The 14856-nt window shown below is 69.5% G+C and carries 16 protein-coding genes; 9 read left to right on the top strand and 7 right to left on the bottom strand.

From position 1 onward, the window contains the following. Positions 1-6: 6 nt before the first annotated feature. The 5 genes from L3Q67_RS02135 to L3Q67_RS02115 all read right to left on the bottom strand — a co-directional run bounded on the left by L3Q67_RS02135 (position 7) and on the right by L3Q67_RS02115 (position 6181). Positions 7-1797, bottom strand: a complete 1791-nt coding sequence (locus L3Q67_RS02135; protein ID WP_499187911.1) for a VirB4 family type IV secretion system protein — start codon at positions 1795-1797, stop codon at positions 7-9. Then, entirely contained in the window at positions 1794-2831 is a 1038-nt protein-coding gene (locus L3Q67_RS02130) for a PrgI family protein (RefSeq protein ID WP_499187910.1), read from the bottom strand. Before L3Q67_RS02130 ends, L3Q67_RS02135 begins: the two co-directional genes overlap by 4 nt. Next, on the bottom strand, positions 2828-4309 hold the full coding sequence (locus tag L3Q67_RS02125) for a TrbL/VirB6 family protein (RefSeq protein WP_499187909.1): 1482 nt from the start codon (positions 4307-4309) through the stop codon (positions 2828-2830). Before L3Q67_RS02125 ends, L3Q67_RS02130 begins: the two co-directional genes overlap by 4 nt. 484 nt (positions 4310-4793) lie before the next feature. After that, positions 4794-5204: a pilin gene (locus L3Q67_RS02120; RefSeq protein WP_499187908.1), complete on the bottom strand. Its 411-nt coding sequence runs from the start codon at positions 5202-5204 to the stop codon at positions 4794-4796. Then, complete coding sequence (locus L3Q67_RS02115) at positions 5195-6181, bottom strand: hypothetical protein (protein WP_499187907.1); 987 nt, start codon at positions 6179-6181, stop codon at positions 5195-5197. The genes L3Q67_RS02120 and L3Q67_RS02115 overlap by 10 nt, the downstream gene beginning before the upstream one ends. A 377-nt stretch (positions 6182-6558) precedes the next feature. Here L3Q67_RS02115 and L3Q67_RS02110 point away from each other — a divergent pair, with 377 nt between their 5' ends. From L3Q67_RS02110 to L3Q67_RS02100, 3 genes are read left to right on the top strand one after another with little or no spacing between them, the layout of a single operon-like run. Next, positions 6559-7428: a hypothetical protein gene (locus L3Q67_RS02110; protein ID WP_499187906.1), complete on the top strand. Its 870-nt coding sequence runs from the start codon at positions 6559-6561 to the stop codon at positions 7426-7428. Beyond that, a complete protein-coding gene (locus tag L3Q67_RS02105; RefSeq protein ID WP_499187905.1) occupies positions 7421-8281 on the top strand; it encodes a TRM11 family methyltransferase in 861 nt (286 codons plus the stop codon). Before L3Q67_RS02110 ends, L3Q67_RS02105 begins: the two co-directional genes overlap by 8 nt. Next, positions 8278-8808, top strand: a complete 531-nt coding sequence (locus L3Q67_RS02100; protein WP_499187904.1) for a VUT family protein — start codon at positions 8278-8280, stop codon at positions 8806-8808. The genes L3Q67_RS02105 and L3Q67_RS02100 overlap by 4 nt, the downstream gene beginning before the upstream one ends. Positions 8809-8991: 183 nt before the next feature. Here the strand turns inward: L3Q67_RS02100 and L3Q67_RS02095 are convergent, their stop codons facing one another. Beyond that, on the bottom strand, positions 8992-9636 hold the full coding sequence (locus L3Q67_RS02095) for a class I SAM-dependent DNA methyltransferase (protein WP_499187903.1): 645 nt from the start codon (positions 9634-9636) through the stop codon (positions 8992-8994). Here L3Q67_RS02095 and L3Q67_RS02090 point away from each other — a divergent pair. The 3 genes from L3Q67_RS02090 to L3Q67_RS02080 all read left to right on the top strand — a co-directional run bounded on the left by L3Q67_RS02090 (position 9608) and on the right by L3Q67_RS02080 (position 11621). Next, the gene (locus L3Q67_RS02090; protein ID WP_499187902.1) at positions 9608-10252 is read left to right on the top strand and encodes a hypothetical protein; all 645 of its coding nucleotides are present in this window, start codon (positions 9608-9610) and stop codon (positions 10250-10252) included. The two genes, L3Q67_RS02095 and L3Q67_RS02090, sit on opposite strands and share 29 nt — an antisense overlap. Beyond that, positions 10243-10692 carry a deazapurine DNA modification protein DpdA family protein gene (locus tag L3Q67_RS02085; RefSeq protein ID WP_499187901.1) on the top strand — a complete coding sequence of 150 codons (450 nt, stop codon included), beginning with the start codon at positions 10243-10245 and terminating at the stop codon, positions 10690-10692. The genes L3Q67_RS02090 and L3Q67_RS02085 overlap by 10 nt, the downstream gene beginning before the upstream one ends. A gap of 125 nt (positions 10693-10817) precedes the next feature. Beyond that, entirely contained in the window at positions 10818-11621 is an 804-nt protein-coding gene (locus L3Q67_RS02080; protein ID WP_499187900.1) for a DNA cytosine methyltransferase, read from the top strand. Between the two features lie 6 nt (positions 11622-11627). On the opposite strand, the gene L3Q67_RS02075 is transcribed toward L3Q67_RS02080, so the two are convergent. Next, positions 11628-11786, bottom strand: a complete 159-nt coding sequence (locus tag L3Q67_RS02075) for a hypothetical protein (RefSeq protein ID WP_499187899.1) — start codon at positions 11784-11786, stop codon at positions 11628-11630. A gap of 314 nt (positions 11787-12100) precedes the next feature. Between L3Q67_RS02075 and L3Q67_RS02070 the strand changes: the two genes are divergently transcribed. The 3 genes from L3Q67_RS02070 (at position 12101) to L3Q67_RS02060 (ending at position 14621) form a co-directional block, all read left to right on the top strand. After that, positions 12101-12529, top strand: a complete 429-nt coding sequence (locus tag L3Q67_RS02070) for a hypothetical protein (protein ID WP_499185357.1) — start codon at positions 12101-12103, stop codon at positions 12527-12529. 53 nt (positions 12530-12582) lie between these two features. After that, on the top strand, positions 12583-13788 hold the full coding sequence (locus L3Q67_RS02065; protein WP_499187898.1) for a DNA-methyltransferase: 1206 nt from the start codon (positions 12583-12585) through the stop codon (positions 13786-13788). Positions 13789-13850: 62 nt separating this feature from the next. Then, complete coding sequence (locus tag L3Q67_RS02060; protein WP_499187897.1) at positions 13851-14621, top strand: DNA-methyltransferase; 771 nt, start codon at positions 13851-13853, stop codon at positions 14619-14621. Positions 14622-14856: the final 235 nt, after the last annotated feature.

Below are 14856 nucleotides of genomic sequence, written 5' to 3'. Positions count from 1 at the left end.
TGGTGGTCAAGCGGCGATGTCGACGTGACCGTCGGTGTCGGCCGGGTCCTGCTCGGCGGAGGCGGCGAGTTCGGCGGGATCGGTGGTGATGAGCGCGTTCTCCTGCGGGGACGCCAGTGCCTGGAAGGCCACTCGCTGGGTGCCCGCGCTGAGCAGGCCCTGACCCCGGTCGGCGGCGATGAGGAACTGCTTCTCGCCCTCGGACAGGGTGAAGGTCGCCACGATCTCGTCGATCGCCTGGGACGCTTGGCGCAGCAGGATCTGGGTGGCGGCGTTGGCGATGATCGCCTTGCCCAGCTCGGTGCCGAGAACATCGCCGACGTCTTGGGTCGCGATCGTGAGCCCGGCCCAGTGTTTGCGGCCGGACTTGGCCAGGCGATGCAGGAACCGCGCTCCAGCCGGGTCCTGCATGAGCAGCCACGCCTCGTCGACGGTGACCAGGCGCGGCCTGCGGATCGCGGGGTTGCTCACCCGCCGCCACACCGTGTCGAGGGTGAGAAGGGTGCCGATCGGGCGCAGCTCGTCGGGCAGGTCCCGCAGGCTGAACACCGTCAGGTGCCCTTCGGGCCGGGTCGTGGTGGGTCCGGAGAACAGCGCGGAGAAGGCGCCGTCGAGGAAGGGGTGCAGCCGGGCGCGCAGATCGGCCGCGACCGGGTCGGCGGCTTGGTCGAGGACGGCGGCGAGGTCGGCCAGCAGCGGGGCCTGGCGTGACCAGGTGCGCGGGTCGCTGGTGATACCGGCGCGCTGGTAGGTGGTCATGATGGCGTGGTCGAGCACCGCGCGCTGCGCGGCGGACAGTTCGGTGCGCAAGAGCACTTCGAGCACGGTGTGCAGGAACAGCGCGCGGCGGGTGAGGGCGTCTTTCGGCGCGGTGCGGCGCCCGTCGGGGCGCCGCGCGATGGGCAGGTCGAACGGGTTGATGCGCACGCCGGGTTCGCCGAGGTGAATGTAGGTGCCGCCGATGGCCTCGCTCAGCCGCCGGTATTCGTCTTCGGGGTCGATGATCGCGACTTCGACGCCGCGGTAGAGCGACCGCAGCACCTCGAGTTTGACCAGGTAGGACTTGCCCGCGCCGGAGCGGCCGAGGATCACGCTGTTGTAGTTGTCCGCGGTGAACCGGTCCCAGTGCACCAGCCCCTGCGAACCGAGGTTGAACCCGTAGAGCACACCGGCCGGGGCAGCGACGCTGGCCGGATCCGCAGGGGGAAGGTCGGGGCTGGTGAAGGGGAACGCGGCGGCCAGGGCGCTGGTGTCAAAGGTACGGCGCATCCCGAGCAGATCCAGCGCCAGCGGCAGCGTGGACACCCAGCCCTGCAGCGACCGGTAGGTGGCGGGCTGGGCGTTCATCAGCAGCGACGCGGCGAGTGAGCGGACCGCGCCGACCTGCTCGGTGAGGTCGTCTTCGTTGGTGGCGTGCACCGTCAGGTACAGCCCGAGCCGGAACAGTTTGCCCTCGCCGCGGGCCACGCGCGCGGACAGGTCGTAGGCGTCTTCGGTCGCCGCTTCGACCATCGGATCGAGCAGCCGGCCCTTCTCGCTGGTGTGCCGGCGCCCGGACTCCAGTTTGGACAGCTGCCGCTTGAGCCGGTTCGCGGCGGTGACCGGGTCGATCGGCTCGATGTGCAGGCTGACGTCGATCCGGCCGGGGTAGGACAGCAGCGGTTGCAACCACCCAGGGTGCACCTCGCGCGGATAGCCGGTGATCGCGAACGAGGCCACCCAGTCACCGCCGATCTCCAGGTGCCGGGGCGCGACGGACAGCGAGTCGGGTGTGAACGCGCTGGCATCCGGATTCACAGCTCACCGCCTTCCCAGCCGTGGCCGGGGGTGGTGATGACCTCGTCCGCACCGGCCAGCTCCGCCGACGGCGGCAGCAGCGAATCGGGATTGCAGGCGGTGGCCAGCACGGCGGTGGCCTGCCCGGCATCCAAGGTGGTGACCGTGATCCCGGCCGGGGCGAGCAACTCGCCGGCTTCGGCGAGCCGGCGCACGAGCCGCGTCTCCGCCGACCGGCGGGCGCTGTCACTGACCTCGGCAGCGCGAGAGCGGCGGGCACGCAGCCTCGCCAGCGGAGAAGGCCCGCCCAGCCCGTCGGCCGGTCCCGGCGCACGCACCGGTTCCCGCAGCACCAGCAGCACCTGGCGGCGCAGCAGATCAGTGGTGCGAGACAACTGGTCGAGGTAGGCCGCGTGCTCCCGCGCGGCGGCCTCGAGCCGGGGGTGCGCCAAGCTGGCCGCCGCCTCGCGCAGCTCGCCGATCTGGCGGCTCAGGTCCAGCCGCTCGGCCCGGATCAGCACCTGGACCGGGGCGGAGATCGAATGCAGGTAGCGGCCGAACCCGGCGACCAGCGCTTCCTGCTCGCCGGGAGTGCGCAGAGCGAAGTTGACGGTGCTGGCCACCGCGACGACCGCGACCCCGTCCGTGCCGAGATCGATGACACCGGCTTCGGTGACGCCTTCGGCGGGCAGCCGCAGCGCGGCCGGGGACACCTCCGCTTCGGTCTGCCCGGCGAGCCAGCTGGGCGCGGCGCGCACCCCTTCGGGAGCGGCCACCCGGCGCCGCGGCTGCAGCCGCTGACGGACCGCGGCGAGCAGCAGCCGATCCAGGCTGACGCCGTCACGCTGCCCCAGCGCCAGCACCGCGGCACCCACCCCGATCGGGATCGCGACGACGAGGAAGACCACCAGCGGCACGGCGGCGCGGGTCAACGTCCAGCCGCCGTAAAGCAGGATCCCGGTGACCGCCAGGATCGCCAGCTGGCGCGCGGTCAAGTTCGCGAGCACGCGGTCTTCGCGGTCGACGTCGGCGGGGATGCGCACAGGCTGAGTCATGACTTCTCACCTCCGCGAGACGGGGACTTCGGTGGCGGGCGGAACAGGACCGGCGGCACGGACTGTGTGCGCGGGCGGGCGTCGCCGATGCGAGGTTCGGGGCGTGCGGGCCGGAATACCGGCGTGGCCGGTGGTGGTGTCGCGGGCCGGATCGGCGTCGAGGCGTGGCCCGGTTCCGCTGTGGGTGCCCGGAACCGCAGTTGTGGCGGTACGGCGGCGACGGCAACCGGCCGTGCCGGAGGTCGAGTCCGTTGCCTGCGCGCCGGGGCGCCGGGTGCCTGGAACCGGGGCGTTGCGACTGGCCGCTTTCCCGCTGTCGGGAGCGGGGTAGCGGGCTTCGGCGGAGCGCTGAAGACGGGAGTGGCGGGCACGGGATCGGCCGGCGCGACGGCGGGGTCGTGCACGGTTTCCTGCGGGCCGGGCTGCAGGAACTTCGGCCGTGGTGACGGCGGCCGTGGCCGCTGGGCGGCGTGTGCCCGGTCGGCGTCGAACGCCGCCTGCAACCGCTCATTCAGCGCAGCCGGAGTGGAGGCGAGCCGTGGCTGCGGCGCCGGGACAACCGGGTTCCGGCGACCCTGGTGGTTTCCGCCTCCGCTCATCGCACGGGCGTGGGCGAGTCTTCCGGACTGGTTGGTGACCATGCCGAACGTCTTCGCGGCGATGTAGGCCTTGGCCAGTCCGCCGATGAAGGAACGGCCGTTGCCGACCTTGGCCGCGGACAGGAACCAGAACGGGATCTTGAACAGAATGTAGAACAGGGCGATCGCGGCGAGCAGCATGCCGACGGCGGACAGGGGCGAGTCGAGCAGGTGACTGCCGCCGGCCAGATACACGCGCACGGCGGTGATCAGCGTCAGCGACTGCGCGACCTGGATCGCGAGCGACAACCCGGTCGCCCTCCACCACCACCAGGCGATGCCGTCGGTGTGCGGCAGGCAGTGGCACACCAGGAACAGCGGAGCCGCGACGATCAGCAGCAAGGTGACCACGACCCGGACCCCGTAGACGATCAGCAGCCCGAGCCCGAGCACGACCAGCACCAGACTGAGCATGACCATGAACAGCCCGCCCGACAGCGCCCCTTCGAGCGCGCCATCGAGAGTGGAAGCCAGCGAAGGCGGGTCGACCCCGTCGCCGAGCACCGCCATCGAGAGGGCGTTAGCGAGGCGAATGAACTTCTCGACGAGAAACAGGCTCAGCGTCGCGGCCAGAAACCCGATCGGGATCCGCGGCCCGATCTCCCTGATCGAGTACCGACTCTGCACGCTCTCGTGCGACATCACCACGATCCCGGCGACCAGTATCAGCATGCCGTACGTGGCGAGCACGATCTCCCACGACGAGTTCCACAACTCGCCGACGCCGGGCAGCTGGTCCAGCGTCGGAGTGGTCAGCACCGTGTTGCCGAGCAGTTCGAGGATCGGGTCCAGCGCGGCGTTGACGACGTCGCGGAACAGCGAGCTGATCGCCTTCGCCATGCACCCGGAGATGTCAGTCAACCCGCAGGAGGCGTCGTCGGCGTCCGCATCGGGACCACCAGGTTGCTCACCGGTGCCCGGCCCCGGAGGTGTCGGTTGCGGAATGCAGTCCTCGCCCACGCACGGCGGGGGCGGCGCGCCGGGCGCGCAATCGACCTGACCCGGGAAGCACTCTGGCGGTGTTGGCACATCGGTGATCGGGGGCAGCGGAACCGGCGGGATCGACGGCGGGGGAGTCGCGGGCGGGAACTTACACCACGGCTCGACCGAGCCCGGTGCACAGGTGTCAACCGGAGGGACCGGCAGATCCGGCGGCTGCGCCGCGGTGCCCGGCGACGCCCAGGCGCCGACCGCCAGGATGCCGACGGCCACCACGGCCAGAACCAACGCCACCAGTCGCCGCCGGGAACCAGTCCGCTCGGTAACTGGCGGGGCCAGCAGAACCCGGCCCCGCGGCGCGTCCGTGTCGGGCTCGACCATGACCTCAAGCCCCGACAATCCCGCGCAGGATCTCCACCACGAGCGGCGCCAGCGCGGCCAGCCCGTACCCCCACCCGGCCGACTTGAACGCCTGCTTCGCCTTCTCCACCTCGCCGGGATCACCGCCGGCCATCAGGTAGCGCACGCCGCCGACGGTGAGGAACACCGTCGCCAGCCCGGCCAAGATCCCGACCAGCCAGTTGCGGATGTTGTCGAAGACCTCGCTCACGGTCTGCGCGAGCGCCAGGACGTGGGTGGCTCCCTGCGCCGAGTCCGCCGTCGCGGTACTGAGCACGACCGCGGCCAGCACCGCCGCGGCGGCCATCCGGCCGACGGCGCGCCACATCGGCACCGAGCGCGCTCGGCGCTGCAACGGCGGAGTGCCCGCGGTCGGGTGGTGGGGTGTCACGCGCATCGGCGCACCTCCGAAGTCGGCTCGTGCTCGGCGGTACGCGGAGAACCGGGTCGGCTTTCCCCGCACCCCAAGAGGCCGGAATCCGGACCGTTTTTCGACACCGACCGTGACGATTTCGCGCGGCTCGCCGGGCGGCCGTTGCGCAGACGACCACTCACAGACCGTGACTTGGGCTCCGGTGCGTCGAGAAGGGCGGTGGCGCGCCGTGCACCCGCCGCTGCCATCGCGGCGTCGGCGACGGGGTCGTCCGAGTCGGTGTTGGCGACGCGGTCACGCAGCCAGGCGACGAGTCGGTCCTCGGCCCGATCGCGCGCCTTGAAGGCGGTCTTGAGCGCACTGCCGTGCTCGCGTGCCCAGTCGGTCATCGACGTCCCGCCGAGCCGCGTGGCCGAGACCAATTCCGCTTCGACGGGCGTCAGGATCTGCTCACCGACCGCCTGCGCGAGCACCAAGTCGGGGTGCCCGTACGGCTGCCGCGGCACCGCCGAGCGATACCCCGAACCGACCGGCAGCGGCGCGTCGAGCGACTCCTCCAACGCCGCCTGCCCGGCACGCCGAGCCGCGTAGTGCAACCGGACGATGATCCCGGGATCGGCCAGATCCACCGTCGTCAACGCCTGCAGGAACCCGGCGAGCACAGCCGCGTGCACGTCAGCTCGATCGCCGCGATACCGCGCAGCCATCCACCGCGCACTCGCCGCCAGCGACGGCAACGCCATGCCCGCACAAGCCACCGTCCACGCTCCACCATGCGCCCGCGATTGCAGCACGAGATAGGCCCAGACGTCATCGCGCGTGCGCGCCGGGCACTGCCTGCTCAGCAACCGATCCCGCAACTCATCCAACGGCACCGGCCGCCGCGGCAACCCGGCGAATCGAACACCGTCCACGGCCATCGGCTCCGGCCCGGTCACCAGCCACTGGAAGGCATCGCGCGCTGTGTCCAGCGGCAGCCACTCGTGTCCCTCGTTCGACATTTCCTAGCTCCTGTTCGGGTCGGGTGATCGACTCAGTCAGGACGCCAGAACGGCAACAAGAAAAGACCAATGATGATCTTCTTAATATGAACTCAGCTTACTAAATCGCGCACATCTCGTGAGGCTGGCGCGGATGTTCGAGACGTCTGCAGATCGCGCTGACCATTTGTTTTAGTCAAGTCTTAATGAGTTTGTCGGTAGACGGTCTGGCGAATCAATATGTCTCTGAACTTGTCGCTGCTAAGGTCGACGTCAATCAAGTTCGACGGGCTGGGCGTTCATAAGATCGTCAATCCGGTGTCGAAAAACGGGCCCGATGACCGCCTCTTGAGATGACTTGGCGAACCACGCCGACCACACCGCGAGGAGAGCCGCCGATGACCTCACCACCGCGCCGTCGCCGTCCTGTCCGAACGCTGCACCGCCGTACCCACGGACCACTGCCCGCCGGTCACAACTGGCATCGCGCCGCCGCCAACCGAGGGCTTCGCCCGGCCACTTTGTGGCCCTTCGCCGACGTTGAACCGCTGCCCGGCACCGCCCGGCTCGCCGGGTGGCTCGGCCGCGCCATCATCACCCTCGTCACCACCTACACACGACCCGGCGACCGCGTCCTTCTCCTCGCACCGCCTGCCCCGATCCGAGCCCGTAGCGAGCAGTCCTACGCAGGCCTCGCCGAGGCCGTGTGGAACGTGACACGGCTCGGCCGCGACGCAGACACCGCGACCGCTGCAGCCGCACCCGACTACGCACCCGGTCTAGCCGACCCGTCCAGCATCACCGATGCCGAGTCGGCGTCGCGACCCCGACTCAGTCGGCCCGGTCAGCCCGCCGCGTGCCAGTCGGCCGTCGAGTCGGCACACGGACCCCAGCGCACCGACCGCCACCCCGGCGGCCGCTTCACTCTGATCGTCACCGCGGTCAATCCGGACTCCGCCGACTGGCTCCACCACACCGACTGGGACACCCTCGTCGCCCCCCGCGGCCTCATCGCGGCTTTCACGCACGGTCACCGACACGGTTCGCGACTGCTGCACCCGCACTCCGCGATCGTGAACACCCTGGGTGATCGCGGCTTCCGGATGCTCGACCACATCGCCGTGCTCGACGCACCACTTCCTCGGCCTTCCGACGGACCGCACCCGCCAGCCGGCCGGAACCACCACGACCTCCTCTTGTTCACCCGCCCCGCAACCACCGCGACCACGGGCGAGGCCACCGACCGGCCGGAGAACTCGGATGACTGAGCCGCTGGTGACCTCGGTGTGGCCTACCGGCACGACCAGGCTGACCACCCAGCTCAACGAGGGCGGATACGACCCCGCCACCAACTCCGACAACGTCCTGATGACGCCCGCCATCGCCCGCTACGCCATCACGGCGTTCACCCGCCCCGGCGGCATCGTGCTCGACCCGGACTGCGGAGCCGGGACGACCATCGTCGAAGCGCTGGGCGCCGGGCGGCACGCGATCGGGCTGACCGGCCAGCACCGATGGTGGCGCCTGGCCCGCGCCAACGTCACCGCCACCAAAGCCCGCGGCGCGTTCGCCGACGGCATGGTCCTCGTCCTCGATCGACGCCCCACAACGGCTGCCGCGGCGGCAACGGCAGGACTGACCGGACGTATCGACCTCATACTGACCACCCTGCGCCCAGCCCGCCCCGGCGACGCGGTGAACCGGCTCGCGACGTTGCTGTCGCAGTACCGGCAGCTCGTCCGCCCCGGCGGCCACGTCGTCATCACCTGCCCGCCACAACGCCACCCCACCCAGCACTTCCTGCTCGACGTCCCCAGCCAGATCATCGACGCCGGAAGCACCGCAGGGCTGTTACCGGTCGCGCGCTGCCTCGCCCTCACCGCCGAACTCCGCAGTGGACGCGTGTACACCCACGCCACCCTCACCCAACGACGCGCGGCCACCCGCGCCGAACGCGCACTCGGCCACCCAATCGCACTGCCTGCGCACCACACCGCGCTGGTGTTCCGAGTCGATCCCGAGGCCGCCGATCCGGCCTTGACCCAGCCGATCCCGCCCTTGGGCGTTCCTCGCCGGCGGTCGCGGACAGCGAACCCTGAGCCGGTCGCGGTGGCAGCGTGACAACTCGCTCGATCCAGCTTTCGCTCGGCCCTGCCTCGTTCGCGTTGGTCGCGTACATCGGCACCATCGCGGCAGCCAACTGGGCATCTGCCTCCTGGCCAATGGTGCCGCTCGGCGAACTCGACGTGCCGGCCGGAGCCGTGTGCGCCGGACTGGCGTTCAGCCTGCGGGATCTGGTCCACGAACGGTGCGGTTGGCGCGGAGCGCTCACCGCCATGGTGGCCGGCATCGGCCTGTCCTGGCTGCTGGCATCGCCAGCCGTCGCCATGGCCAGCGCAGCAGCGTTCGCCACCTCTGAGGTCGCGGACTTCACCGTCTACCTCGCACTGCGCAACCGGCCGCGGTTGATGGCCATGATCGGCTCGAATGCCGCGGGCCTTCTGGTCGACAGCGTGGTGTTCACCCCACTGGCCTTCGGCACGTGGGAGGCAGTCGACGGTCAGATCGTCGGCAAGGTCGCGGCAACGCTGGTCGCCGTAGCCGTGGTCGCCATCGCCCAGGCCCTACGACGGGTCTTCGTCCGATGAAGGTCTACCTCAGCGCACATCAACCTGCAACCCCAGAGTCCCCACGGGGGAGAAGACCCGGCTTCGGCGCGAGCACGACCGTGTCCAACGAGTGCTCGACAGCATCGACGAGGCCACCAGCACCGCTGGGAGCACACCCGCATGTCCTCCGGTTCCGACTGGCGAGCCCGGCATATGCAGAAGTTAGGACTTACTGCGTGCAAAAAGAATCGCTTGCTGAGCTTCCGCATCCGGGTCGAGCAGCATCTGAGCCTCGACCACGAATCCGGCATCGCGCAGCCAGGATGCCACCTGGTCAGGCTGACGGCGGTGGACATGGACCTTCATCGGGTGACCGCCATAGCCCTCCGTCTTCAACCGCGACTCGTCGCCGACGTGAAACAGGAGCTGCAGCGGTCCGCCGGGACGCACTACTCGGCGAAAGTGCGCGAAGACTGTCGGTACCTCGTCGTCAGGGATGTGGATCAACGACTGCCAGGCGAGCAGGCCGGCCACCGAAGCGACGGGGAGGTCCAGGTCCGTCATCGAGCCCACCTCGAACCGCAGGCCGGGGTGGTCGCGCCGGGCCACGTCGATCATCCCAGGGGAGAGGTCGACACCGAAGGCGTCGACACCGAGCTCATGCAGGTGGGCGGTGACTTCACCGGGGCCGCAGCCGATGTCCGCGACCGGCCCGCCGCCAGCGATCCGCACGCTGTCGGCGAACAACGCCAGAGCCGCGCGCAGGTACTGGTGTCCGGCGAGGGCGCCGCGCACTTGGTCGGCATAGCTGACCGCGACCGTGTCATAGGAGGTTCGGGTGTCGGCCAACCAGTCATCCGTGGTCATGACCGGCACGATATTCCATGATCACGACCTCGTGGACGGCCGACGCAGAGAGACCGATCATCGGCCGCCAACTGGCCCAGAACTCCGCCATGTTTCCGCAGACCGCAATGCAGGAGAGCACATCATGCCGTTGACCACCGAACAGCGCCGCCGCAACGAGGCCAGCATCCGTGCTGCGATGGACCGCCTACTGCTGGGGCAGCTTCCAGCCCGCGGCGGTTGCGACCTCAAGACTCTCGCACGAGAAGCCGGCGTCGCCAGAACGGGCTTCTACGCACGCACCGACCCGCAGGGCAACCAGCGGCCAGGGCCCTATCAGCACCTGGCCGAGGAGTTTCAGCGTCGGCTGGCCGATCTCCGCGAGGCGGGCACCGTCTCAGACCCGCGCGAACTGCAGATCACCAGGCTGCAAGACGAGAACGCCAAGCTCCGTGAACGCGTCCGGGAACGCGATGCACGGATCACCGAGCTCATCGAGTTCAAGGAGCGCGCGTTGTCACAACTCGCCGCGCAGCACGAAGAGATCCTCCGGCTTCGACAACGCGCCGACTCGCCGAACAACGTCCGCACCCTCCCCACCGCCAGGAAGTCGAGGATCACCGGACCATGCGGCTGAACGAAGATCTGTTCCAAAGGAGTACCGCGACACGACATCACCCACCCACCGACCGCAAGTCCGATCGTCTAACGTGGACGCACACGGCTCCAATGGGCTTCACTGGCTGGTCGCAACGCGACACGCTCACAACGGGACACGGCCACTGCCGCGACAACCGCAGCCAGCACACCAACGAGGTCGAAGGCATCATCCGTGCACTCGCCGCCCGAGGACTGTCCTTGCACGGGTTCGGTGTCAAGATCACCGGTCTCGCCCGCTATGCCGACGCACTCGCATCCAGTGATTCAGCAGCGTGGAGTCTGCGCGGTCGGCACGTGCCAGGCTGCGCATCCAGCCACCGCAGCGAATCCAACTGCCTGCAGTTTGCTCTCGCCTGGCACGACCGTGTTGTCCGCGCACTGGACACGGCACCTCCCAGCGAGCTTCGTGCGGCGTGAAGGTCGCTGCGTGCAGGAACGCACACCAGATCGGCTCGAATAACGCCGCTCATCCATCCGCACCCAATCGTCGCCTCGCGGAGAACCGCTCGAATTCTTCATGACTCCGACTCCGAGGAGGTTTCATGGCCGAACGCGACAGCCATGATCGCTGCCAGCGCCGAACCGGAACTGGCACACACCGGCAGCCGCAGACATTCACCCGTTTGAACGCGGCGGCAGTGATGAACTCGCCCAAACCGGCCAGCCCCCAGAGTGTTAGTAGGCCCGAGACGTTGCGATTCGTGGCGACCGAAGGCCCGGTCATCGGGTCGCTGTGCACGGGAGTCGCCGGATTGGACATCGGCGTCGCCGCGGTACTGGGTGGGCGGATCGCCTGGTACAGCGAAATCGACTCCCACGCCGCCAGAGTCCTCGCCGCCCGCCTGCCCGGCGTGCCTAACCTGGGCGATCTGCGTGCCGTCGACTTCGCCGCGGTGGAGCCGATCGAGGTGCTCACCGCGGGCTTCCCGTGTCAGGACATCTCCGCAGCCGGTCGGCGCGCGGGTATCGAGAAAGGCGCACGCAGTGGAGTGTGGACGAACATCCTGGACGCCATTCGCGTACTTCGACCCAGGTTTGTCGTCGTGGAGAACGTCGGTGCCTTGCGCTGGCGCAACGGCGGTCTCGACCGTGTACTCGGAGGGTTGGCCGAAGCGGGGTATGACGCGGTCTGGCGTTGCGTACGCGCCGCCGACATCGGCGCCGCCCACCGACGTGAACGCGTGTTCCTGTGTGCCGTCCCCCAGCCGCGACGGAACGCGAATGATGCCCACCCCGCAAGCCCGCGACGGCGAACCCCGCGGACCGGTGGATCCGACGCGACGACGCGCCGGCGGTCATCAAGTCAATCTCAACGACGCGGTGAACTCCGTCGTGACGCCGCATGAGCCGGCTCAGCCCGTGCTGAACCCAGGGGCGATGTCGGCTGGCTGCGCGATGCTGACCGAATCAAAGTCGACTTCGACGGCCTCGGCCGCGAAGAACTGCGGCTGCACCGCGCACGGCGGCGGACCGTCCCAACCCGAGCTCACCCGCCCGGCGCCGACCGACATGCCGGGCGAAACCTGTTGCGCGGCAACAAAGTTCGGGGGGGGGGGGGGGGGGGGCTTCGTAGCTGTCTTTCCCCGGGCGCGTGGGGCGCTGCTGCCGACACCGACCGCGCACGACGGTTCTTCCAACGGTATCTCCGCTGCCACACGACGGGGAGGACCGTCCCTGCTGGACAGTTTACGTTCCTGCCGACTCCACGCGCGACCCTTGGTACGAAGGGCTGCCCCGCGCAACGCGGTTCGAAGGGCGACTTGATGTTGCCACCGGTCGTCATCGCGGTCACCACACCCCGCCCTCGACAAGGACGTGAGCGAGCGTGACCGCGGCCCGAACATCCCGCGGTGAACCGGGCCCGGCCCGGTGGGGCGAGTACGCCGCCGCTGTGCACCGCTGGGAATTGCTCCTGCGACGCCCCGCCCCCCACCCGACACAGCCGGGGCGGCACGGCCGCCCGGTCCTCGCACCCGTCTTCGTCGAGTGGCTGATGGGCCTGCCACCGGGCTGGGTCACCGCCGAGCACCTCGGGCTTCCACGTACCGCACAACTGCGGGCGCTGGGCAACGGCGTCATGCCCGCACAAGCCGCCTACGCGCTCAGTCTGCTCCTCGACGACGTAGCCCACCTGCACCACGTGTCCTGCCACGCGCCGGTCGACCCGCGACACGCCCCGGCCCGGCGAGCCACCTCGACGCGCCGTCGCGAGCCCGGTCGCAGCCGCCGTAGTGGCACTCGCTCGGTTGGCTGACGTGCGGCGCTCTATCCCAGCTCACGACTCAACCGAAATCGAAGGAGGTAGCGATGTCCCAGCCCTATTTCCAGGACGACGGCATCACGCTCTACGCCGGCGATGCCACCACCGTGCTGTCCGACCTGCCCAACCGCTCGGTGCACTGTGTGGTCACCAGCCCGCCGTACTGGGGCCTGCGCGACTACGGCACAGCGCGCTGGACCGGGGGGAATTCTGCCTGCCCACACCTGGCCGTGCTCGACCGCGGTGACAACGCCGCTCGTGCCGAACACTCGAGTCAACAGCGTCCGAACTCGGCGAAGTGCCGCCACTGCGGGGCCCGCCGCGAGGACGAGCAGCACGGCCTGGAACCCTCTCCGCAGGACTACGTCGACCGGCTGCGCGGAGTGTTCCGCGAGTTGTCCCGGGTCCTGGTCGACACCGGAACGGTGTGGCTGAACCTCGGCGACTCCTACTCCGCCGAACCGCCCGGACACGTCGCCGATGGCATGCGCGCGAGCACCCTGTCCGGGCGCGCCGCGGCGGCCACACTGCGCGAATCCGTCCGCCGCGCCGGAGTGCACCGCACCCGGGCACTGCCGAGGAAAAACCTTGTCGGCATGCCCTGGCGCGTCGCGTTCGCACTGCAGAAAGATGGGTGGATCCTGCGCAACGCCATCGTCTGGCACAAGCCCAACGCCATGCCCGAGTCCGTGCGTGACCGCCTGTCGAACCGGTACGAGATGGTGTTCTTGCTGGCCAAGCAGCAGCGTTACCACTTCGACCTCGACCCGATCCGCGAGCCACTCGCCCGCCCCGAGGCACTCGAGGAAGGCAGCGTGATCGGCGGAGCCAACAAAGGACGCCGCGCAGGAGTCGACGCCACCGCCCGCCGCCGCGGGCAAAGTGTGTACGGCAAGTACCACCACCGCGACCCCTTCGTCAGCAAAGAGCACGGCGTGGCGATGGTGCCGACCGGAGCCCGCCACGCTGCGGCGCACCCGCGCGGCAAGAACCCCGGCGACGTCTGGTCGATCACCACCCGCCCGCTACGGGAAGCGCACTTCGCCGCCTTCCCGATCGACCTCCCACTACGGTGCATCGCCGCAGGATGCCCCGACGGCGGAACCGTGCTCGACCCGTTCAGCGGCGCCGCCACAACCGGCCTCGCCGCGCGCCAGCTCGGCCGCTCCTACATCGGCATCGATCTGAATCCGGAATTTCACGACATCGGGCTGCGCCGCCTCGGTCTCACCACCGGAGACCAGGCGGCATGAAAGCTTCGATGTACCACCGAAGCGAGGGTGTCGCCCTGTACACCGCGGACGCTACGGCCAGCATGGCAGAACTGCCTGACGGCTCTGTCGACTGCTTGGTGACCAGCCCGCCGTACTGGCGACTCCGCGACTACGCGCCGAGCGTGCGTGCCGGCGGGCACTCGCAGATCGGGCTCGAAGAGACGGCTGATGGGTACGTGGCAGCGCTGCGCGCAGTGTTCGCCGCGGCGCGACGTGTGCTGGCTCCGCGGGCGACGGTGTGGCTCAACCTCGGTGACAGCTACTCCACCAACTCCGACGGCTACTGGTGCGCCGCTCGGGGTCAGGATCGCCAGCCGCACTACCGGCCGCGCGCTGACGTGCCGCACAAGAACCTGCTCGGCATGCCCTGGCGCGTCGCGTTCGCCCTGCAGCAGGACGGCTGGCTCCTGCGATCGGCGATCGTGTGGCACAAACCGCACACCACACCCACCCAAGTCCAAGACCGGCTGGCCACCCGCTCCGAGTTGATCTTCCTGCTGGTCAGCCAGCTCGACTACTACTTCGATACCGGCTCGGTTCGCCGATCCTGGGGCGCGCGCGGACAACCCGGCGATGTGTGGACCATCTCGCCCGATCGGTCGCGTTCCGGCCACCCAGCACCATCGCCGGTCGAGATCCCGCGTCGGTGCATCGCAGCGGGATGTCCGCCGGGCGGTCACGTGCTCGACCCGTTCAGCGGAAGCGGCACCACCGGCATCGCGGCGCGCGAACTCGGCCGCCGATTCACCGGCATCGACACCAACGCCGAATACCACCGAATCGCGCTCCGGCGCCTGACCACGCTGCCCTGACCGGGCCCACCCGATCGGGGGCCTCCGGGCCGCCCAGTTCGCCGACTACTCTCCAGGGCCCGCTTCCGGCGGTGTTATCGAGGAACGGAGGAGCGATCCATGTCCGCGGTGAAGAGGTCGGGGACTCAGCGGAAGCGGGAGGGAGTGGGACATGGCAGACGAACTGACCTCCGTGACGAGGTCACCGGTCGGCTCGTTCCTGACGACCCGCCGACTCTGCTGGCCGAGATCACAA

This window comes from Saccharothrix sp. AJ9571 (assembly GCF_021725495.1).
Classification (GTDB): domain Bacteria; phylum Actinomycetota; class Actinomycetes; order Mycobacteriales; family Pseudonocardiaceae; genus Amycolatopsis; species Amycolatopsis magusensis.
The sequence above is the reverse complement of the archived record's forward strand: the minus strand, read 5'-3'. Positions and strand labels throughout refer to the sequence as shown.